Origin of the sequence: Brachybacterium massiliense, assembly GCF_900184245.1 — a bacterium.
Lineage (GTDB): Bacteria > Actinomycetota > Actinomycetes > Actinomycetales > Dermabacteraceae > Brachybacterium > Brachybacterium massiliense.
On sequence record NZ_FXXB01000006.1, the window covers coordinates 55202 to 73865 of the forward strand.

Here is an 18664-nt window from a genome sequence, read left to right on the forward strand (position 1 = left end):
TCAGAGCCCCTCTCGGTTCAGGTAGGCGTCGTGGAGGACGGGCTCGCCCTCGCTGGGTTCGATCCAGATGTCCGAGACCAGGTCGCTGCGGATCGCGAGGCGGGTCTGGATCGGGTAGAGCGGGATGTGCCAGGCCTGCGCGGTCAGCAGGTCCTGCGCCTGGGAGTACAGGCGCTGCTGCAGGTCCGGGTCGGTGGTCGCGGCGGCGTCGAGCAGGATCTCGTCGAGCTCCGCGTCGAAGGCGTAGGAGACGTTCTGGCCGTTGTCCAGCTCGTACGTCTCCTGCGAGAACTTGATGTACATGACCCCGGCGGTGGGGCTGTTCCAGTACCCGGCCCGGATGTCGAAGGCGAGCGGGTCGCGGCGGATCGCGGTGAGGGAGGCGGAGTCCTTGGGCAGCAGCTGGATCTCCACCCCCACCCGCTTCTGCATCGCCTGGAAGTTCTGCAGGATCGTCTGATCAGCGGGCGGGGTCTCACCGGGATCGGAGTTGTAGGGCAGGCGCAGGGAGAGGCGCTGGCCGTCCTTGGTGCGGTAGCCCTCCTCGTCCCGTCCGGTCCAGCCCGCGTCATCGAGCAGCGCGTTCGCGGTCTGCTCGTCGTAGGGGTAGGGGAGGGAGTAGGCGGGGTCGTAGAAGGGGGTGCCGGTGGAGATCGCATTGCCCTCGTAGGGGAACACTCCCGCGTAGGCGCTGCGGACGATCCCTTCGGCGTCGGCCGCATGCACCAGCGCGCGGCGCACCCGAATATCGGCGAGAGCGGGATGGGTGGTGTTGAGGTCGAAGGCGAAGGGGATGCAGGAGTGGATGAAGTCGTCGGTGGTGATCTTGTCGTCAGCGGTGGCGGCGGGTACGGACTCCGGTGGCAGGTTGAAGATCGCATGCACCTTCCCGGACTGCAGCGCACCGAACCGGGCGGTGTTGTCCTTGAGGAACCGCCAGGTCAGCGACTCGACATAGGCGGGGCCCTGGTGGAGGGCGTCGGCCGGGGCGGAGTTGTAGTTCTCGTTGCGCACCATCACCACCTCCTGGTTGCGCTTCCATTCGGTGATGATGAACGGTCCGGTGCCCACCGGCCCCTCGCAGTTCTCGCTCAGCCCGCGCGCCATCGAGCGCGGGGATTCGATGCCGAAGAACGCCTGTGCCAGCACCTGCAGCAGCGGCGAGTAGGGCCGTTTCAGCTCCACCCGCACCACCAGCTCCGACAGCGCCGTCGCGGAGACGAAGTAGGGGGAGAGGTACAGCAGCGCGGTGGAGGACTGGGTCTTCGGATCCATGATGTGGGTGAAGTTCGCGACCACCGCCTCGGCGGTCAGCGGATCCCCGTCGGTGAAGAACACTCCGGGCTTGAGGGTGAAGTCGTAGAGGAGGCCGTCCTCGGAGATCTCCCACGACTCGGCCAGCCACGGCACCACGGAGCCGTCGACCTTCATCGACACCAGCGAGTCGAGGTACTGGCGGGCGATGTACGTCTGCGGCATGTCCCCGGAGTTGTGGGGGTCCAGGCAGGTGGGTTCGCGGTCGGTCGCGAACACCAGGTGCCCGCCGTCCCTGGTGCCGGGAGGGAGGTCCGCACCGGGGGCGGCGGTGCCGCATCCGCCCAGCACGGTGCCGGCACCGGCTGCGGCGAGCGCGATCAGGACGGGTCGACGGCGCACGGGGTCTCCTCGGGGTGGTTCCGGTCTCTCGACGTGGCTGCGGCATCGCTCGGGGAGAGCGGCCGGGTTGCCCGGAACGTTAGAGACGGCCGGCAGGGCCGGGCGAGGAACGTGACCGAGTGCGATCCCGCGTGATGACGTATGAGCGCGGATGACGGGCGGGGTCATGCGAGAGCATGGGTGGTCGCGGGGGTTCACGCGGGCGGGCGCTCGCCGGGCATAGGTTGGGCGTCATGACGATGACGAACGCTCCCCGCCAGCTGCGCCTGATCATCGAGACCGACGACGTCGACGAGGCGCTGCGGTTCTACCGTGACGTGCTCGGCATGCCCGAGCAGGCCGCCTTCGCCACCGAGGGGGAGGACCGGGTGGCGATCCTGCACGCCGGGACCGCGACGCTCGAGCTCGCGAGCCCCGCGCACGCCCGGGCCATCGACGAGGTCGAGAACGCGCCGAGCACGGACGGGCCGACGCTCCGCATCGCCCTCGAGGTCCAGGACACCGAGCAGGCCATCGCCGCTGCCGGCGAGCACGGCGCCGAGCTGCTCGCACCTCCCACCCGCACCCCGTTCCGCACGATCAACGCCCGGATCCAGGGGCCGGCGGGGTGGCAGGTGACGTTCTTCCAGGAGCTCGAGACGCTCGAGGAGCGCGAGGGGAGGGAAGGGTTCACGACCGACGATCAGCGCCCGCATTGAAAGATGGGTCGCGGGGCCCGACGGCTGCGCTATGCCAGGCAACGCTCGTATCTCCCACCTGGCCCTCCATCACGATCTGCACTGCAAGGCGGGCTGCTGCCAGCGGAGGGACGGCTTCAGCGCCACCCATCGTGCCGATCAGGGACCCGTTCCTTCATCCCCGATCCGTGACTACAACGTCATGACCCGCAACATCTAGGTAGGTCGGACCGCGAACCTGCCTGATCTAGTTGGTGAAGCGCCCTGGGTTTCGTTCCGTGGTTAGACGGTCGCGGGCGCGGTCGTCGTGGTGTGAGTGTAGGCCGCTTCGACTGCCGCTGGAGTGCGGTAGTCGAGCGCCTCGTGGAGCCGGGTCGTGTTCCACCAGTGGACCCAGCCCATCGTCGCCAACTCGACTTCGCTGACCGACTCCCAGATCCGCTTCGAGTAGATAAGTTCCGTCTTGTAGAGGCCGTTCACGGTCTCGGCCAGGGCGTTATCGTAGCTATCGCCAACGGTGCCGACTGATGCTTTCACCCCCGCTGCGATGAGAGCGTCCGAATAGGCCAGTGAGACATACTGACTGCCCCTGTCGGAGTGGTGAACCAATCCGCTATCATTCCTGCTTGCGCCAGTGGAAAGAAGTGCGTGCTCCAGTGCGAGCAAAGGTAGAGACTGCGTGTGGAGTGTGGGTGCGACCGCCCAGCCGACAATTCTCCGACTGAAGACATCGGTGATGAATGCGACGTAGCAGAATCCGGCGAGGATCCGGACGTAGGTGATGTCAGCGACCCAGAGCTGCCGCGGACGGTCCGCGGCAAACTTCCGTTCCACAAGGTCGGGGCGCTCATCCGGTCCGGCTCCAGGGCAGGTGGTGACGGGCTTACGGCCTCGCCGGACGCCTTGGAGTCCCGCGATCCTCATCAGTCGTGCCACCTGGTCGCGACCGACGTCCCATCCCGCATGCCGTATCGCGTGCCACATCTTTCGGACCCCGTAGACGCTGTAGTTCTCCTTGTGAATTCGTTTCACCTCCTCCACGAGCATCTCGTCCCGAATGCTACGAGCGCAGGCTGGCCTGCTCTTTGCGGCACGGTATCCGCGGGAGGTGATGAACCCACATTCTGTCGCACCGAGGATGCGGCAGATGGCCTCGACCCCGAACTGTTCGCGATGCATGTCGATGAACGCGATCATTTCGTCGTGGGGCGGTCGAGTTCCGCTGCGAAAAACGCTGAGGCGGCCTTCAGGATCTCATTCGCGCGCCGTGCCTCGGCGAGTTCCCGTCGAAGACGCCGGTTCTCCTCCTCGAGCGGCTCGCCCGGGCCGGTCGGCTCGGTGGGGCCGTAGCGGTTGCACCAGATCCGCAGGGTCTCCTCCCCGACACCGAGCTGTGGTGCGACGGCACGGATCGACTGCGCTCTGGGACCTCCCTCGAGGGCTTGACGGTCGTGAACCATGCGCACGGCGCGGTCACGCAGCTCTGGACTGAACTTCTTGGGCATACTCCGATTCTCCTTGCTGAGACTCGGAACGAAACCCAGGGCGCTTCATGGCCTACGCTCCAGTCTCCCGCGTGCCGGCCTATAGACTCAGCGAAGTTTCACTCAGAGAAGGAGTGCCGGTGAGTAATCTCGGTGGCTATCAGGATGCAGTCCGGCTCATCAAGGCGCTGGGTGGCCCTAAGAGGGCTGCGGTGGTCGGCCTGGCCGTGGTCGGCACCACCGGCTACGGGGTGCTGCGCATGGCAGAGGCTGGCGGCAAACGTGGCATCGGGGCGCTGAAGAGCGCAATCAAGAAGCGCAATGCCCCTTGCGAGCTGGAAGACAGGGTCTTCACCGTGCGGACCGACGGTACGGACGACCAGGGGCTCGAGTTCAAGCTCGGCGCTGAGTACAAGGTGCTCGAGTGCATTGACGACGCGGTCCTGATCGAGCTCGTGGGTGATGACGACAACCCACACATCGTGTCCGTCGCCTTCCTGACCACGATCTCCGACTTTCCGTCCGCCTCGACGGAGAACCACTGACCCGAAGATGCACGGCGTAGTCAGCCACCGGCTATAAAGAAGGAAGCGCCTCATGGCATCGTACGTTTGCGCCAACTGCGACATCGACTTCGGCTACCCGCAAGGCCTTGAGGTCCACACAGAGCTGGGCTGCGAATGGGGAGACGATGAAGATGACGGTGGCGCGAAGTATTGCTGCGGCATGATCTACGAGGACGGCGAGACCACCTGCAGTAGCTGCGGAGAGGCTCTGTAGAGCTAGGGCGTGTCTCCTATATGTGCGGCAGTCCCATGCTGGCTCTTCGCGGCTCGTGGTGAAGGAGAGCGTCGCGTCGCTGGCGTAGAACGACCCGTGGTCCTGCTGTGATGGGTGTTGTCTAGACAGCCACATCCCAGAGGACCACGAGCCTGTGCATGAGAATACGGGTTCGCAGCGAGATGCTGCGAGCACGATCTTCAACCTGCCCGACTACCGCGTCATCGACGCGATCGACCTGCCCGATGGAGGCCGGCGGGTGGTGATCGAATCCATCGAGCCGCCGGGCTGTCCGTCGTGCGGGGTGCTCGCGACCAAGGTCCACTCCCGCCGATCCCAGAAGGTGCGAGACGTGCCCGTGGCCGGGGCGATGGCGGTGGTGTGGGCCAAGCGGCGCTGGTTCTGCCTCGAGTCGGCCTGCGCCCGGCGCACGTTCTGGGAAGCGACCGACCAGGTCCCGCACCGCGCGCGCTCGACGACCCGGCTGCGGGATCAGGTCGTCTCCGCGGTGATCACCTCTGGCCGGGCAGCCTCGGAAGTCGCCCGGGCCCATGGCGTCTCGTGGTGGCTGGTCCAGGCCGCGCTGGCGGCTGCCGCCGTGGTCCTGCCCACCGCCGAGGACGTGTCAGTGACGCGCCTGGGCATCGATGAGCACCGCTACCGGTCGGTGCGCTGGTTCCGCACCGACGACGGTGCCTGGAGACGGTTCGAGCCCTGGATGACGACCCTGGTCGACCTCTCCACCGGGCAGGTCCTCGGTATCGTCGACGGCCGGGACTCCACCGCCGTCGGCGACTGGCTCGCCCAGCGCTCCGAGCTCTGGCGGGAGCGGATCGAGATCGTCGCCATCGATCCCTCGGCCGCGTTCCGCAAAGCACTGCGGACCTACCTGCCCCGCGTTGCGGTCTCGGTCGACAAGTTCCACCTCGTCAAGCTCGGAAACGACATGGTCACCACCGTCCGTCAACGCCTAGCCCGCACCCATCGCGGTCGTCGCGGCCGCAAGGACGACCCGGCCTGGGCCCACCGGATGCTGCTGCTACGCGGCGCTGACACCCTCACTCCACGGGCCTGGGAGCGGTTGGAGTCGGTGTTCCGCACCGATGACCCCACCGACGAGCTCTCGGCCGCCTGGGGCATCAAGGAGCAGCTCCGCCGCTTGCTGGCCACCGACACCCTCGCCCAGGCCTGGGACGAACGGATGCGGATGGGCTACTTCGCCCAGCTCGCGAACATGCCCGAGGCGACCAAGCTCTACGACACCGTCGTGACCTGGTGGGACGCGATCGAGGTCCTCATCGTCACCGGCGCGACCACCGCCCGAGTCGAGGCAGCGAACACCGGCATCAAGAACATCAAACGCACCGGCCGCGGCTTCCGTAACGCGGAGAACTACCGGACCCGTATCCTGTTAGCCAGCGCCGCGAGAACCGTAGCGTGAATACCCGCTACAGCAGGGTCATTCACCACGAACCGCGAAGAGCCTGGTTGTGCCGGGACTCGTCGAAGATCCCGATAGCCAGTGCCACGCCCTCGATGTGCATGCCGAAGAAGTGGTTGGCGTTCGACTGGTCGAACTTGCCGCGCAGCTGCAGGGCGTGGTCCGTGGAGGACGACGATTTCAGGATCTGGACGTTCAGGAACACCGAGTCGTAGAGGTCGTAGGCGACGATCCCGCCACCGTCATAGCCACTGATCCAGACGTTGTGCACAAACGCGTCCTGCACGACCTCGAAGACCAGCCCTGGCCGGGCCTGGGTGACCGACGAGTTCCAGTTCGCGTTCGCCTGAATCCGCAAGTCGCGGATCGAGACGCGCCGCGCGTTGTTCGTCCCCGACGTCGCGCCAGAGTTTCCGATCCACAGGACCGGCTCCGTAGACGAGGAGTTGTGGGTGAGGATTAGGGAGTCCTGGCCGTCGATGATGACGCGCTGGGAGTTGATGCCATCAACGCGGAGACCGCCGTGGACCGCCCAGGTGCGGGCGTCGGGAAGGACCACGATCCCACCCTCGCCGGACTGGGCCGCCGCCAGTGCGGCGTTGATCGCGTCCGTGTCATCGGTGACGCCGTCCCCGACCGCGCCATAATCCCGCACGTCGAATCGGGGCAGCAGCTCGCTGACGTATGCCTTGACGGCGGCTCGGGTCGCGGTGTCGGACGCGAGGTAAGAGGCGACCTGCGGGTCCGTCACCGAAGTGCCGCCGTAGGGGCCTTCCGGGCCTTCGTCGCCGGGTGGCCCCGGAGGGCCTTCGTCGCCCTTCACGACACGGACCGGCCCCTTCCCAGGGGTGACCGCCGCCGACGCGACATTCGTAGGGCCAGTCACGTCGATGTGGAACGCGGGCCAGGCCACCCCGAGCCGCGGCGTGACCTTCCAGTTCCACACCTCGGGGTCGTTCTCGACCAGGTGCACGGGGACCATTTCTCCGTCCACAACCGGGGTCGTGACTGTGCGGGGCAGGACGGTGGCGGTGGAGTAGGGGATCGCGGGAGTAGACGCCTCGAACTCAACGTGCCCGCGCGCTCCCGCGAGAGCGGTTGCTGCACCGCCGACCCAGCCCACGGGCCAGGTCACCCGGTGCTGCACCATCGCGGCAGGGGTCGGTATCGTCACTGGGTCCTCCAATCGAACGCGGGGATTTCCGCGAGGCTGATCGGCCCCGTACCCGCAGGGACACGGATTTGGTAGGGGTGGGACTGCCACGACTTCTTCACCGTGATGCCCCAGGGGTCACCCTGACGGGTCATGTGGTCGCTGGTCAGCCCCGCCGTGTCAGTGAAGATCCGCAACTGGCCTTTCCCGTCCACGAGGTGCACGGTCCGCGATCCCGCAGCGAGGATGGTGCCGGACGCGGGGTGGCGCAGGTCGCAGTCCAGGGAGAACGTGACGGTCCCCGATTTGGGGGCGTCCTCCGCGAACTCCAGCGCGAAGATTTCCACGACCCGTGACGGGACGCTCGGCGAGAAGTCAAGCGACATTCGGGGCCTCCTGCATGGTGATGGTGGTGTCGGTGGTGAGCAGCACGCCGCCCGCCATCGACTGCCCGCCCTCAGTCACATCGGTGGCCGAGATTGTCACGACGCGGGACGGCATTCCGGGAGCGAGATCCACCGGCGGCACGATAGTGCTAGTCATATGGCCCTCCTCGGGCGTGCGTAGAAACCCCGACACCGAACGGTAGGGGTTGAAGAAAAAGGGGGCAGTCACGTGTCAAGCGAAGACCCGTCCGGCTCAACAATCACAGCCGCGTACGTCCGGTACGAGGCGAGTCCGTCCTGCATCGAGACCGCGCCCGACTCGTCCCGGACCACGACACTGAACGTCACGGATGATGGGCCGATGGACAGGTCGCGCACATCATCGACAGGCAGGCCGAGCGCCGCAAGAATCACGCGGATGTTCTCGCGCGGCACAGCATCAGGCGGAGGTGGTGGCCGGAGCCAGGACGGGTCAGAGGTCACGTTGCTCATGAGTTGATGCAGTCCTTCAGCTGTTGCCATTCGCTCGCCGTCGCCATCGTGGAGAATCCTCCGCTCGACAGATTCGCTCCGGCAGGAATGATCCCGTTGATGCAGTTGATGACCTTCGTGGCCCGAGCATTCGCTGCCGCTGCTTCGCTCTCCGCAGTCCCGGCGCGGGAATACGCGGCATCGGCTCGCTGCTGCGCGGTCGACGCGTTACTGATCCCCGTCCCCGCGCGAGTCCACGCAGAGTCAGCACGGGACTGCGCCGTCGCGGCATCAGCAAGCGCTCGGCCAGCCCGCCCGAACGCGTCCTCCGCTCGAGTGAACGCACCTGCCGCGGCAGTCGTTGCACCATCGGCGGTGGACTGCGCGGTCGCGGCATCAGCAAGGGCGCGTCCCGCCCGTCCGAACGCGTCCTCTGCGCGGGTGAAGGCGCCCGCTGCAGCCGTCACCGCACCATCAGCAGTGGACTGCGCCGCCGTGATACGCGTGTCATGAGCACCCAGCTCATCCTCGGCGCCCGAGACACGAGACTCCAACCCGTCAGCCGTATCCGCCTGCGATTCGAGCAGCGGGTTCAGCAGCCGCGTCTCGCCGCGGTGGTGGACCCGCGCGCCACGATCGTCAGTACCGAACACGGTCTGTCCCTCGTCATCGGTGAAGTGCAAAGACCCGTCACCGGGCTTCACCGATACCGGACCCAGCGGCGCAACTCCGACGCGACCGGTGCGAGAGTTCAGATCGCGGAGATTGCTCGACACCGACTGTGGGAACATCACGCCACCTCCACTAGATCCAGGGTGTACGCGTCAAGGGCCTGGCCTGACGACCACGACCACCCCACGCAGCGCACTTGCCCCTCGGCCTCGTCGCGCGTCCAGCACTCGTCATTCCGCCACTCGTACACCTCCCCAATCTGGGGAGTGTGCACCTCCGACAGCATCCGTGCCTGGAACACCTGCTTCTCGGGCCGTAGACGATCCACAGCCGCGTTCGTGTACCGCTTCAACTGCGTCGGCGTGAGCGCTGTAGGAACCGTCACGATCGAGTCCCGTGCGGGTTCAAGCCCGGATCTCCACATCACGGAGTTCGCACGGATCTGCTCGTCACCGGACCCTGCGCCGAACCCCCACACATGAGACACCGACCCTGACTCTGCCCACGTCCGGGTGGACGAGATAAGTGACGCCTGAGACCCCGTAGCCGCCACTTCGAGCGTGACATCCGGGCGCGGTATCGACAGGACCGGCTGGCCGAAGTCCATGAACCGACCCACACGATGCGGGGCATACCAGTCGAAATACAGGCGGGGCCGGAAACACCACTCAAACGGCGCCTCCTCCGTCGCTGACAGCTCCTCCATCGCGTCCCAATACGTCATCGTGTGCCGCCGCATATCCAGCACCACACGAGCCGGAGAACGCCACGACCCAGCCACGATCTCGATCACCTGATCCGTGGTCGCGAGGGTCTGCCACATCTGCCCCGCCGCAGCGAGCGGGTCCACTTCCGGGCCACCCCAGTCACGGGCCAAGGCACGCCGTTTCGCATAGCCCGAGAACTCGATCCCCGAGAGCCGCACGAAGGGAGTCGGTATATCGTCCGTCACGTCCTCGATCAGCCACTCGCCCAGCGGCGTTGACGTGGGCAGCCCGTCCTCATCCGGCGGCGTCTCGATCACGGGCACCAGCGTCGTCTGCGACCGCTTCATGAACCCGACGATCTTCCGGGCCTCGGTCACAGACACGCCGAGCTTCCGGCAATCCAGTACCGCCGAGAAACGTCCGGGGGCCAGGGATGACGACAGACTCACCTGCTCGAGCGGCAGCGGCGTATCCAGCAGGTTCCCCGAGAACAACTCGGCCTGATAGAACGTCGGCCTCAGGACCATGAAGACCTCCAATCCACGGTCACAGACCCCGCCCCCGATCCCACGCGAGAGACGTGCATTCCCTCAGGCGGAATCGAGAGCCAGTCACCGCTGGCGCGGCGACGCCACTGCACCCCGGTCGATTCGTTCTTCACGTTCCGACGCCCCATGTCCGCGACGACCACGACACCCGCGGGGATCTCGCCACTGAACCGCCACACCTTCTTGTCCCAGGTGATCCCCGCGTTCATCAGCGGCCCGCGCAAACGGACCGTGCAGTCAGCGTTCGCCGTCCCGGCGTTCGACAAGCGGACCCCTGCGGGAGTGATCACCGCGGACTGCGGATTCACGTCCAGGAGTGGGTATCCCGCGGACTCGACCGTGATCGAAACGTCCGCCATCACATCGGAAAGCGGCTGCGGATCCGGCAGCGACACCGGGGCAACCTTCAACATCCGCGCAAGCCCCCGCTCAGGCTCCTCGATCACCAGATCCACCGTCCGCGACGTCGAGAAAATCGACGCGACTTCGTCGAACATCTCCAACTGCTGATCGCCCGTCTCGGTCAGGATCTTGCCCCGCAGGGTCACGACTCGACCGTGGAGGAACACATCCGAATGGACACCCCCGTCAGCCCACTCGTGACGGATTGGCCCGCCCGAGACTGCCCCGCCGCCCCACCACCCGGTCAGCCGCTGCAAGAGCAGGCACGGGGCGCCGAGGGGGCGGCCCACCCAGTGAGTCGCCCCCAGATCCGCTACGACTCGTGACAGGCGCGGGTCACACCATTGCGCGGTTCCCCATACAGGCGGGTGTCTCACGGGCCGCTCCTTTCACATTTGGATGGCTGCGCCGCTGATCGCGTCCAGGATTCCCTCTTGGATCATGCGGACGACCTTGTAGTCGCCGTACCCGTTGACGTTGATGTCACCGAACAGCGGCGTGGCTGCAGGGGCGCGAGTGGTCTGGGGCGCCGCCGTGTTGACGGCACCGTTCGCGTACCGCTGCGCGTGGACGGGGACCATGACGTGCCCGAATCTCGCGGCGACGTCGTGCATGATCGCGAGGGACCGGGCACGCTTGTGCGCTGCGAGAGGCACATACGCCTCCCCGCCGGTCTCTTCCTCCGCCCAGATCCGCCACGCACCTGCCGGGGCGATCTGGGCGACGCGATGCTCGATCCCGCCGTCCGCGAACACCTTGGCCCGCGGCTCGTACACGTTCCCGTCCGCGTTCACCGACGCGATGTTCCGGCCACCAGTAGCGATCCGGGGCGGGGTGCCCGAGGTGTGGTACTGCGTCCGAATGTTGATGGTCTTCGACTGCAGCCGGTCAATCGCCCGCTTCAGCGCCTCCACGGAGTCGAACCCGTACGTCTCAGCGATGACCTCAGCGGTCTTGTCGGGGATCGAGTCGAGGTCGATCTTCGCGCCGGCGACGACGTTCTCGAGCAGCGCCTTCTCCGCGTTGATCTCCGGGGTGGGTTCCATCCCGTCGAGCTCTTCGAGCCTCGCCGTAGCGGCGGACACGATGCGGAGGTTCTCCGACTCGTCCGCACCGATCATCGGATCAGCGGACAGGCCGGCGACGTAGGCCATTTGGAGGTCGGTCTTGTTGACTGCCTCGTCGAGGCCGGTGGTGTCGCCGTAGATCGCGGAGACGACCTCAGCGGGGAGCTTGTTGAGAAGTCTGCCCACCTCAGTCGTGGCCAGAGTCGCATCCTCGCCGTTGACCAGGATGTCGGTCATCACCTCCGGCGGGAGGATCCCGAGGGACAGCATGAGCGCGTTCGTCTCCTCGGCGCCCAGGTTCGCGGCCTCAGCCACGGCCAGGACGTCCTCGTAGAGACCGTCGTACACCTCACGCACGCCCTCGGTGTCGCCGACCTTATTGAGCTCCACCGCCCAGACGTTCGCGTCATCGGCGAGCCCCGAGAACTGCTCACGAAGCAGCTGCGCGGCTTCCGAACGCTCGTTCCAGGTGCCGTCGTCCTTGAGGATCTCGTCCAGCTGCTCCTGCTCGAAAGCCAGGTCCGAAACCGCGTCGGTGGTGTCGCGGACATTCTTGGCGTAGTCGAAGGCAGCGTCTTCCGCGGAGCGCGCGTTCCCCGAGATCAGCGCGAGCGCCTCCTCGAGGGCCCGGAGCTGCTCACTCGCTGTGGCGGACTCGTCGGAGATGACGGCGAGGGCTTCCTCGAGGAGCTTCGCGTCACGGGCCGCCCCGGAGAGCTGGTCCGCGGTGAGCTCAGCAGCCTCACCCATACCGGCGATCTGGTCCGCACCGAGCTCGGCCTCCTCCGCCGCGCCGCGGTACGCAGGCCCGACATCGCGCAGCGCATCCATCGTGCGGGACATCGCCCCGGCCGTGTCCCGGCTTTCCTGCGACCACTTGTGCTGTGCGAGCCGCGTGTTGTCGAGGTCCTCCCACAACTGGTCGTAGGCGGGGCCGCCTTCCTTGATCGCGTCCACGACCTCCTGGTAGGACCAGCCGATCTGCTGCAACTGCTCCCAGTCCCCGGCGCTGATCTGCTCGTTCAACTGGGACAGGATCATCCGGTCGGTCTCGACCGTCGCAGCGCCCGTGAGGTCATCGAAGGTGTCCACGAGCTGGTCGGCCATAGCCTTCGCCTCAGCGGACTGCTGCATGAAGTAGCCAACCGCACCGGCGAGTGCCGTGATCGCGAGCATGGGCGCGTTCGCGACCGCGAGCCCCTTCAACGCGGTGCCGAGAGAGCTCGCGCCAGCGCGGGCGGTCATCATCGCGGTGTTCATGACACCGGCCTCGCGGCCGAGCGACTCGAGAACCGCCTGGGACGCCTCCCACTGGGGCCTCGCGGCCGACAGCGCACCGGTGATGCCGGAGAGGATCCCGCCGACGTCCACGCCCCGCATGAGAACGAGAGCGGCGACGACGCCGAGGATCGGTCCCTCGAATCCCGACGCGGCAGCGGCGGCGTCGGTGAGCCACCCGATCAGGGGGCCGACTACGTCGTTCACGAACTGGACCGCGCCAGTGAGTGCGTCGAGCCCGAGAGCGAGAATATCGACAGCGCCACCGGTCGTGCTCGCCCCGTCGGCGACCTCGAGGAGGAGCCCCGTCAGACCGGACAGGACCGTGTTGACCAGGTCGCCACCAGCGCGGAGCAGGCCCCCGAACTCGTCCGTCAGCGGAGACAACGCAGACAGCAGCCGGGAAGCTGCGGTGCGGGCATCCTCCGAGGACGCGACGACGGCGAGGAGCGCCGCGGCGACCGGATTGATCGACAGGCCCAGCGCCGCGATCGGGCGCGCCTGCGTCCCCATCGCGAACAGGCCAGCAGCGACAGCGGCGATCGGGGTCGCGTACTCGGACAGCTCCCCGATCTGGGCGAGGAGCTGCCCCATGTCGAGGCCCTCCACGGCACGGGTCGCGTCCTCGAGGCGGGCGGTGATCCCGTCCGCGATCGGGAGGATCTGCGGCAGGAGCCTGGTGACGAGCGGCTCCAACTGCCCCTGCACGGCGCGGAGGAGGTCAGCGAAGCCGTTCGCCCAGTCGAGAGCCCGGCCACCGCCCTGCGGGTCGATGAACGGTGCGGCAAGGAGCGCACCGATGTCGCGGGACGCGGCGCGGACACGGTCGACCGCGCCGTCCATCGTGTTCTTCACGTTCGCGGCCGCACCGTCGTACGTGGTCTGCATCCCGGCGGCGAGAGCGTCGAGCGCTTCACCCGCGTCGAGAGTGCCGGCGGTAATGGACTCCCGGATCTCCTGCTCGGTCATGCCCATCTCGTCACCGATGAGCTTCGCGGCGTTCACACCGCGCTGGCCGAACTGCATCAGGTCCTGACCGGTGATCTTCCCCGCCGCGGAGATCTGCGCCATGATGAACGCGAGCTCGGAGATCTCCTGGTTGGAGCCGCCCATCGCGGCGACGCCGTCCTGGATCGCGCCGAGGTAGGGGATGACCTTCTCGGTCTCGATGCCGAACGCGAGCATCTGCTGCTGCGCGGTGATGAACGTCGACCGCGCGAACGGGGAGTTCTGGGCGAAGTCGTCCAGCTTGTCCATCTGCTCGTTCGCGGCCTCAGCCCCACCGAGGATGGTGGTCAGCGCGGCGCGGGACGTCTGCTGCAGCTTGTTGTACGCGGCGCCCTGCGCCACAACGGCGGTGAGGAGACCGCCGGCCGCGGTGGTCCCCGCCGCGAACGCGGTAGCAACGGGCTGCAGCATGGACTTCGCACTCGATCCGAGGCGCTGCATGTCCACGCCGTTGCGGCGCAGCTTCGTCTGGAAGTCCTGATCCTCGAGACGGAGGAAGGCAACCAGTTCACCGACTTCAAGCGCGATCGGACTCACCTCCTGCTATGTCGTTGTCGCGCCCCGTTGCTGGGGGAGGCGTGGGGCTATGTAGAGCCGGTGCACGCGGGAGTCGGGCTCGATGAAGAGGCCCTCGACATATCCCTTGATGACGGGCCAGGGCCAGGTGAGGGCCTGGTGCCAGTGCACGGTGTAGAACTGGGCCAGGTCGGCGACGACGTGGGGCCAGGCCGCGTAGATCAGGCCCCACGGGATCTGCACGCCTGCGCGCTGCTTCTTCGTGATGTGCTTCGGAAGCCGGTAGTCGGGGTAGATCCCGTTCTCGTCGGGGGTGCCGATCCCGTAGGGGGCTAGTTCCTCCCACGTCTCCGGGATTTTCCCGTATCACCGGCCTGCGACTCGATGATCGCGTCAGCTGTCGCTTCGCCGAATACCCAGTAGTAGGTGGCGTAGGTCGCGGCGAGCTGGATGTCGGAGGCGGGCCAGTCCTTGGCGATCATCTCGTCCAGGGCGGGGCCGAGCGCGAGGCGCTGCAGGTCCTTATCGGTGGTGTCCTTCGCGAGCTCTTCGAACATCGCGAGGGTCTGGTCGTCGATCTCGCCGGTCCCGACTGCGGTGCCGATGGTGGTGAGTGCGCCGAGTCGTGCACCGTCTGATGCGGAGGGCGGGGGGATGCTGACCTTGCGGCCCCTACCGAGGTTGATGTCGAGCGTGTCAGCGGCGAATGCGGAGAGGTCCTTCATCGGGCGTCTGGCCCTTCCTGTGAGATGGGGAGGGCCCCGCCGATGTGCTCGACGGGGCCCTCAAGCGGTGGTGGGTCAGGGGGTGGGGACGGTCTCCTCGACCCAGCCGGTGAACGGGTTCGCGATCTTCTTCCGGCGGCCGCGGCCGGTGATCGACACGGTCCAGGACCCGATCTCGGCGTTCCCGGTCTGGGCGCGGGTGATCTGCACGGTGCCCTCGCCCTCGAATGCGTGGTCGGGGTTGGGGGTGCCGTCGGCGGGCTTGTCGTACCAGCGGAACCTGCCGAACGCGAGCTCGCCCACAGCGTCGGGCTCGGCGAGGGCGAGGAGCGCCTCGACCTCCTCGGTGAAGGAGCCGCTCGCGAGGCGCTGCTGCTGGACCTGGAAGCCGAGGGTCCAGTTCTCGCCGATCTTCGGGGAGTTGGGGGAGCCGAGGTCGTCGTAGGTTGCGGCTTCGACGGTGACGGGGGTGACCTGGGGGTCGACGCCGGTGATGCGGCGGATCGCCTGCCAGGCGCCGGCGATCTCGATGTCGACGCCGTATTCGTAGGAGAAGCCGTACTGGGAGTCTTCGATGCTGGGGTCGTAGGTGACCATGAGTGGCCCTTTCAGGGTCGGAGGATGATCTGGTAGTTGTCGGTGCGTTCGTCACGCCCGTTGCCGTCTTGGCCGAGGAGGGCGAAGGAGAGCCGCTGCGCACGACTGATCACGGCGTCTGCGTGGAGCCAGTGCAGGGCGTTGAGGAGGTCGTCGGCGATGCGGTCCGCAGAGAAGGGGTCACCGGGGCGGCCGCGGCACCAGAACTGCACCCGGCGGATCCGGGCGGTGGTGTCGTCCTCGGTGGCGTACACGGTGATCGCGATGCCAGCGTCCGGAGAGCTCGCGAGGCGCTTCGCGGCGATGGCGGGACCGTCGCGGAACTCGATGCCCTGCAGCAGGGTGCGCAGGTGCCTGGTCAGTTGTTCGTCATCCACCGAGGGCACGCCGCACCTCCGCTGCCATGATGTCCCGTGCCCGGCCGCGTTCCTCGAGCATCGTGTTCTCGAGATACTTCGCCTGCCCACCCTTGGGGTGCCGCCACCCGAGTTCCTCGTGCTGCCGTGCGGCGTACTCGGTGTCGAAGTAGATGGAGGCGCGGTCGTCAGCGACGTCGGTGCCGCCGCTCGAGCGGAGGTCACCGTCACGGATCGGGGTGCGGGGGATGGCCTGGGCGAGGATGAACGAGGCTCCCTTCCCGAGCGCTGCCCGGGTCGCGCCCTTCACCTTCTGGGCGATCTGGGGGCCTCGCCAGGAGACGTGGAAGTCAGCCATGAAGCACCTCCCGTCAGCTCAGGTGGAGGACGTCCACGGTGGGGGATCGGGGGTGCTCGTAGTGGTCAACCTTCTCCACGGTCTCGGTTCGCTCCCGCGGCTGCCCGGGCCAGATCGTGACCCGGTCACCGACCGAGATGATCGGGTCACCGTTCGTGTGGACCCGCGCGGACGAGACGAGCTCGGTCGCGCCAGCGGCCTGCTCCTCCTCGGTCGCGTCGACGGTGAGCACCCACGGCACCTCCACGGGCGGGGCGTATTCGTCGTCGCCCCAGCCCTGGTCATCGGTGAGCTTCTGCTCCCACACGATGGTGTGGGGGACGAGGCGGCGGGGGATCTTCACCAGGCTCACCTCCACGCTGAGTTGCCGACGGCTCCGTTGAGGAGGCCGTGCGCGGCGAGGATCTCGAGCGCCCGCGGGGCATACAGTGCGGCCATCCGGGCCTGCGCCGACCGCTGCCCGCCACCTGGCCGCGAGGTGAGAGACAGCGGCCCCAGGGACACGCTCCCGGACTCTGCTGCGGCACCGGTGGGGTCGCCGGTCTCTGCCGTGTAGACCGCCTGGGCGGCGGTCGCGGCGGCGAACACATCGGCGAGGTCCCCGGTGGGGTACCCGTCGGGTGTGGTCTGGTAGATCGCGGCGCGGGTGAGGTGGGCGACCGTCGCGGAAGCCGACTCGAGATCATGGTCATCCAGGTCTTGGATGCCCCACTTCTCTCGGGTCTCCGCGTCCATGACCTTGGTGTAGTCACGCATAGTCGCCCACCTCCTCCCGTGTCAGTCCTGCTGGCCGCCGGCGTCGATGGCCGCCTTGATGTCCGCCTTCTTCGACGCGTCACCGAGGTCGATGCCAGCCTCGGCGGCGTAGGCCTTGAGCTCGTCGACGGTGAGCTTGCCGAGGGGGTCCTCGTCGCTCTCGTCCTCGACGGTGTAGCCGAGACGCTTGAGCTGGCCGACGGCCTTCTCGTCGCTGGTCTCACCGACGCCGTTCACGAACTTGATCCCGGCACGGACGCCGGTGAACTCGGGGTTCTTGGTGCGGATCTTCACGGGGTGCCCTCCTCAGGGTCAGTCGGCTCCGGATCGGGCTCTGGAGCGTCTTCCACGCCCTGCCACTGCGAGGCGTGCGCCGACTCCTCCGTCGACTGGGTGGCGGCATCTGCGGAGACAGCGCCGGGACGGACGGGGCGGATGCCCTGCTCGGCGTGGATGCCCGGCGCGTACACGTTCGGGCCGTGCGGATTCCCTTCCTCCCCCTCGAGGCCCGCGTTCACGGGCGGGAGGAAGTCACCCGGGGCCGGGTCGACAGCCGCGTCACGCAGCGGCGTGCCGACCCGGGTCGGGTTCTGGATCGTGCGGGGGTCGGTGCTCATCAGGCGGAGACCTTCACGTCGCGGAGGACGGTCGCGGCCTTCGTCTTCTTGAGCGCGACGCCGACGGGGCCGAGCTCGACCTCACCGGTCTTCACCGCGCCGGCGCGGGAGAAGTCCGGCAGCCAGGACTGCACCAGCTGCGAGCCGACGGTCGCGATGCCGTGGAAGCCGTCGAGGCCGACCCGGTAGGCGAACAGGTCGGTGGTCCCGTCGGCGGCGACGGGGATGATGTCCTCGTTCGTGCCGGGCTTCTGGCCGGGGTCGACGAGGGCGATGTTGCCGTACCGCTCGGTGCGGCCGATGGCGTTGCCGTCGTTCTCGTGCTCGGCGACACCGATCATCGGGGAGATGGTGTACATCGAGGCGCGGCGGGCGACGGCGCGGACCCGGGCGATCGCGCGGCGGTTGCCGAGGATCACGGTGGGGGCACCGTCGAGGGCGGACAGCCACTCGTCGATCAGGTCGAGGATCGCGTGCTGCGCCGCGGTGTCGTCGAGGGCGGTCCAGTCCGCTGCGGTGGCGGATCCGAGGGTGGTCGCGTCGAACTCCGTCGAGGAGCCGGTGAGAGCGACGTCGAGACCGTCGAAGGAGTCGGCGTTGGCTGCGGAGTCACCGTTGATGACGGCGTCGGCGAACGTCTTCTGCGCGGACTGGATCTTGTCGCTCATCTGGAACGCGATCTCGCCGGACGCGGCGGGGCCGAGGTTCGCGAGGACGCGGTCGATCTGGAAGGAGCCGCCGAGGACCTTCAGCTCGGTGGTGAACGCCTGGGTGGTCGCCTCGGACGGGGCGTACTCGGTGTTGATCGCACGGAAGCTGGTCCCGGACTGCGAGATCTTGCGGCGGTACCCGTAGGTGAGGGTCGCGCCGCCGCCGGCGGGGTTCACCGCCTGGTCGAAAATCATGGTGTCGAGGACGGGGTTGTCCTTGCGGAACTCGTCGATGATGAACGGGTCGTAGTCGGACTGGGTGTTCTGCGCTGCCTGCGCGAGGGTGATCGGCATTGCCG

24 protein-coding genes and 1 other annotated feature are annotated in these 18664 nt (G+C 67.4%); of the genes, 4 read left to right on the top strand and 20 right to left on the bottom strand.

Annotated features, from left to right (window positions below; genetic code table 11):
* Complete coding sequence (locus BN4251_RS04540) at window positions 1-1656, bottom strand: ABC transporter substrate-binding protein (protein WP_245810200.1); 1656 nt, start codon at window positions 1654-1656, stop codon at window positions 1-3.
* 233 nt (window positions 1657-1889) lie between these two features.
* Between BN4251_RS04540 and BN4251_RS04545 the strand changes: the two genes are divergently transcribed.
* Window positions 1890-2354, top strand: a complete 465-nt coding sequence (locus BN4251_RS04545; RefSeq protein WP_087483960.1) for a VOC family protein — start codon at window positions 1890-1892, stop codon at window positions 2352-2354.
* Window positions 2355-2615: 261 nt separating this feature from the next.
* Here BN4251_RS04545 and BN4251_RS04550 read toward each other — a convergent pair.
* Window positions 2616-3838 (bottom strand): IS3 family transposase gene (locus BN4251_RS04550; protein ID WP_140398386.1). Its coding sequence is split into 2 segments (ribosomal slippage): window positions 2616-3559 and window positions 3559-3838, totalling 1224 coding nucleotides; the frame shifts between segments, so codons are not numbered across the junction.
* Window positions 3467-3569 (bottom strand) — a sequence feature (AL1L pseudoknot). Its footprint overlaps the gene before it by 103 nt.
* A 119-nt stretch (window positions 3839-3957) precedes the next feature.
* Here BN4251_RS04550 and BN4251_RS04560 point away from each other — a divergent pair.
* The 3 genes from BN4251_RS04560 (at window position 3958) to BN4251_RS04570 (ending at window position 6038) form a co-directional block, all read left to right on the top strand.
* The gene (locus tag BN4251_RS04560) at window positions 3958-4362 is read left to right on the top strand and encodes a hypothetical protein (protein WP_140398387.1); all 405 of its coding nucleotides are present in this window, start codon (window positions 3958-3960) and stop codon (window positions 4360-4362) included.
* 52 nt (window positions 4363-4414) lie between these two features.
* On the top strand, window positions 4415-4597 hold the full coding sequence (locus BN4251_RS04565; RefSeq protein ID WP_087483964.1) for a hypothetical protein: 183 nt from the start codon (window positions 4415-4417) through the stop codon (window positions 4595-4597).
* A 154-nt stretch (window positions 4598-4751) separates the two neighbouring features.
* A complete protein-coding gene (locus BN4251_RS04570; protein WP_087483965.1) occupies window positions 4752-6038 on the top strand; it encodes an ISL3 family transposase in 1287 nt (428 codons plus the stop codon).
* Window positions 6039-6060: 22 nt separating this feature from the next.
* On the opposite strand, the gene BN4251_RS04575 is transcribed toward BN4251_RS04570, so the two are convergent.
* From BN4251_RS04575 to BN4251_RS04650, 18 genes are all read right to left on the bottom strand, one after another.
* The gene (locus tag BN4251_RS04575; RefSeq protein ID WP_170931832.1) at window positions 6061-7011 is read right to left on the bottom strand and encodes a glycosyl hydrolase family 28-related protein; all 951 of its coding nucleotides are present in this window, start codon (window positions 7009-7011) and stop codon (window positions 6061-6063) included.
* A 197-nt stretch (window positions 7012-7208) separates the two neighbouring features.
* A complete protein-coding gene (locus tag BN4251_RS04580) occupies window positions 7209-7577 on the bottom strand; it encodes a hypothetical protein (RefSeq protein ID WP_087483966.1) in 369 nt (122 codons plus the stop codon).
* A complete protein-coding gene (locus BN4251_RS18210) occupies window positions 7567-7734 on the bottom strand; it encodes a hypothetical protein (RefSeq protein WP_170931833.1) in 168 nt (55 codons plus the stop codon). The genes BN4251_RS04580 and BN4251_RS18210 overlap by 11 nt, the downstream gene beginning before the upstream one ends.
* 68 nt (window positions 7735-7802) lie before the next feature.
* A complete protein-coding gene (locus tag BN4251_RS04585) occupies window positions 7803-8069 on the bottom strand; it encodes a hypothetical protein (protein ID WP_140398389.1) in 267 nt (88 codons plus the stop codon).
* Window positions 8066-8842 (bottom strand): hypothetical protein, encoded by a 777-nt coding sequence (locus BN4251_RS17945; protein ID WP_140398390.1) that lies wholly within the window; start codon window positions 8840-8842, stop codon window positions 8066-8068. The genes BN4251_RS04585 and BN4251_RS17945 overlap by 4 nt, the downstream gene beginning before the upstream one ends.
* The gene (locus BN4251_RS04590) at window positions 8839-9954 is read right to left on the bottom strand and encodes a hypothetical protein (RefSeq protein ID WP_087483968.1); all 1116 of its coding nucleotides are present in this window, start codon (window positions 9952-9954) and stop codon (window positions 8839-8841) included. The genes BN4251_RS17945 and BN4251_RS04590 overlap by 4 nt, the downstream gene beginning before the upstream one ends.
* Window positions 9945-10523, bottom strand: a complete 579-nt coding sequence (locus BN4251_RS04595; protein ID WP_140398391.1) for a phage tail family protein — start codon at window positions 10521-10523, stop codon at window positions 9945-9947. Before BN4251_RS04595 ends, BN4251_RS04590 begins: the two co-directional genes overlap by 10 nt.
* Window positions 10524-10766: 243 nt before the next feature.
* The gene (locus BN4251_RS04600; protein WP_087483970.1) at window positions 10767-14267 is read right to left on the bottom strand and encodes a tape measure protein; all 3501 of its coding nucleotides are present in this window, start codon (window positions 14265-14267) and stop codon (window positions 10767-10769) included.
* 6 nt (window positions 14268-14273) lie between these two features.
* Window positions 14274-14489, bottom strand: a complete 216-nt coding sequence (locus BN4251_RS04605; RefSeq protein WP_087483971.1) for a hypothetical protein — start codon at window positions 14487-14489, stop codon at window positions 14274-14276.
* Between the two features lie 89 nt (window positions 14490-14578).
* Window positions 14579-14971 carry a DUF7426 family protein gene (locus BN4251_RS04610; protein ID WP_087483972.1) on the bottom strand — a complete coding sequence of 131 codons (393 nt, stop codon included), beginning with the start codon at window positions 14969-14971 and terminating at the stop codon, window positions 14579-14581.
* A 75-nt stretch (window positions 14972-15046) separates the two neighbouring features.
* Complete coding sequence (locus BN4251_RS04615; protein ID WP_087483973.1) at window positions 15047-15568, bottom strand: phage tail tube protein; 522 nt, start codon at window positions 15566-15568, stop codon at window positions 15047-15049.
* Between the two features lie 11 nt (window positions 15569-15579).
* On the bottom strand, window positions 15580-15954 hold the full coding sequence (locus BN4251_RS04620) for a minor capsid protein (protein ID WP_087483538.1): 375 nt from the start codon (window positions 15952-15954) through the stop codon (window positions 15580-15582).
* The gene (locus BN4251_RS04625; RefSeq protein WP_087483974.1) at window positions 15938-16282 is read right to left on the bottom strand and encodes a hypothetical protein; all 345 of its coding nucleotides are present in this window, start codon (window positions 16280-16282) and stop codon (window positions 15938-15940) included. The genes BN4251_RS04620 and BN4251_RS04625 overlap by 17 nt, the downstream gene beginning before the upstream one ends.
* Before the next feature lie 13 nt (window positions 16283-16295).
* Complete coding sequence (locus BN4251_RS04630; RefSeq protein WP_140398392.1) at window positions 16296-16625, bottom strand: hypothetical protein; 330 nt, start codon at window positions 16623-16625, stop codon at window positions 16296-16298.
* Window positions 16626-16630: 5 nt separating this feature from the next.
* Window positions 16631-17038 (bottom strand): hypothetical protein, encoded by a 408-nt coding sequence (locus BN4251_RS04635; protein WP_087483976.1) that lies wholly within the window; start codon window positions 17036-17038, stop codon window positions 16631-16633.
* A 21-nt stretch (window positions 17039-17059) separates the two neighbouring features.
* Window positions 17060-17332 carry a hypothetical protein gene (locus tag BN4251_RS04640; RefSeq protein WP_087483977.1) on the bottom strand — a complete coding sequence of 91 codons (273 nt, stop codon included), beginning with the start codon at window positions 17330-17332 and terminating at the stop codon, window positions 17060-17062.
* Window positions 17329-17655, bottom strand: coding sequence for a hypothetical protein (locus tag BN4251_RS04645; RefSeq protein ID WP_087483978.1), 327 nt, complete (start codon window positions 17653-17655; stop codon window positions 17329-17331). The genes BN4251_RS04640 and BN4251_RS04645 overlap by 4 nt, the downstream gene beginning before the upstream one ends.
* Entirely contained in the window at window positions 17655-18659 is a 1005-nt protein-coding gene (locus BN4251_RS04650) for a major capsid protein (RefSeq protein WP_087483979.1), read from the bottom strand. The genes BN4251_RS04645 and BN4251_RS04650 overlap by 1 nt, the downstream gene beginning before the upstream one ends.
* Window positions 18660-18664: the final 5 nt, after the last annotated feature.

Bases quoted from the DNA above. Each gene is read 5' to 3' on its own strand.
- BN4251_RS04545 (WP_087483960.1), top strand. From the start codon at position 1,890: ATGACGATGACGAACGCTCCCCGCCAGCTGCGCCTGATCATCGAGACC.
- BN4251_RS04565 (WP_087483964.1), top strand. From the start codon at position 4,415: ATGGCATCGTACGTTTGCGCCAACTGCGACATCGACTTCGGCTACCCG.
- BN4251_RS04580 (WP_087483966.1), bottom strand. From the start codon at position 7,577: ATGTCGCTTGACTTCTCGCCGAGCGTCCCGTCACGGGTCGTGGAAATC.
- BN4251_RS18210 (WP_170931833.1), bottom strand. From the start codon at position 7,734: ATGACTAGCACTATCGTGCCGCCGGTGGATCTCGCTCCCGGAATGCCG.
- BN4251_RS04585 (WP_140398389.1), bottom strand. From the start codon at position 8,069: ATGAGCAACGTGACCTCTGACCCGTCCTGGCTCCGGCCACCACCTCCG.
- BN4251_RS04590 (WP_087483968.1), bottom strand. From the start codon at position 9,954: ATGGTCCTGAGGCCGACGTTCTATCAGGCCGAGTTGTTCTCGGGGAAC.
- BN4251_RS04610 (WP_087483972.1), bottom strand. From the start codon at position 14,971: ATGAAGGACCTCTCCGCATTCGCCGCTGACACGCTCGACATCAACCTC.
- BN4251_RS04615 (WP_087483973.1), bottom strand. From the start codon at position 15,568: ATGGTCACCTACGACCCCAGCATCGAAGACTCCCAGTACGGCTTCTCC.
- BN4251_RS04625 (WP_087483974.1), bottom strand. From the start codon at position 16,282: ATGGCTGACTTCCACGTCTCCTGGCGAGGCCCCCAGATCGCCCAGAAG.
- BN4251_RS04635 (WP_087483976.1), bottom strand. From the start codon at position 17,038: ATGCGTGACTACACCAAGGTCATGGACGCGGAGACCCGAGAGAAGTGG.
- BN4251_RS04645 (WP_087483978.1), bottom strand. From the start codon at position 17,655: ATGAGCACCGACCCCCGCACGATCCAGAACCCGACCCGGGTCGGCACG.
- BN4251_RS04650 (WP_087483979.1), bottom strand. From the start codon at position 18,659: ATGCCGATCACCCTCGCGCAGGCAGCGCAGAACACCCAGTCCGACTAC.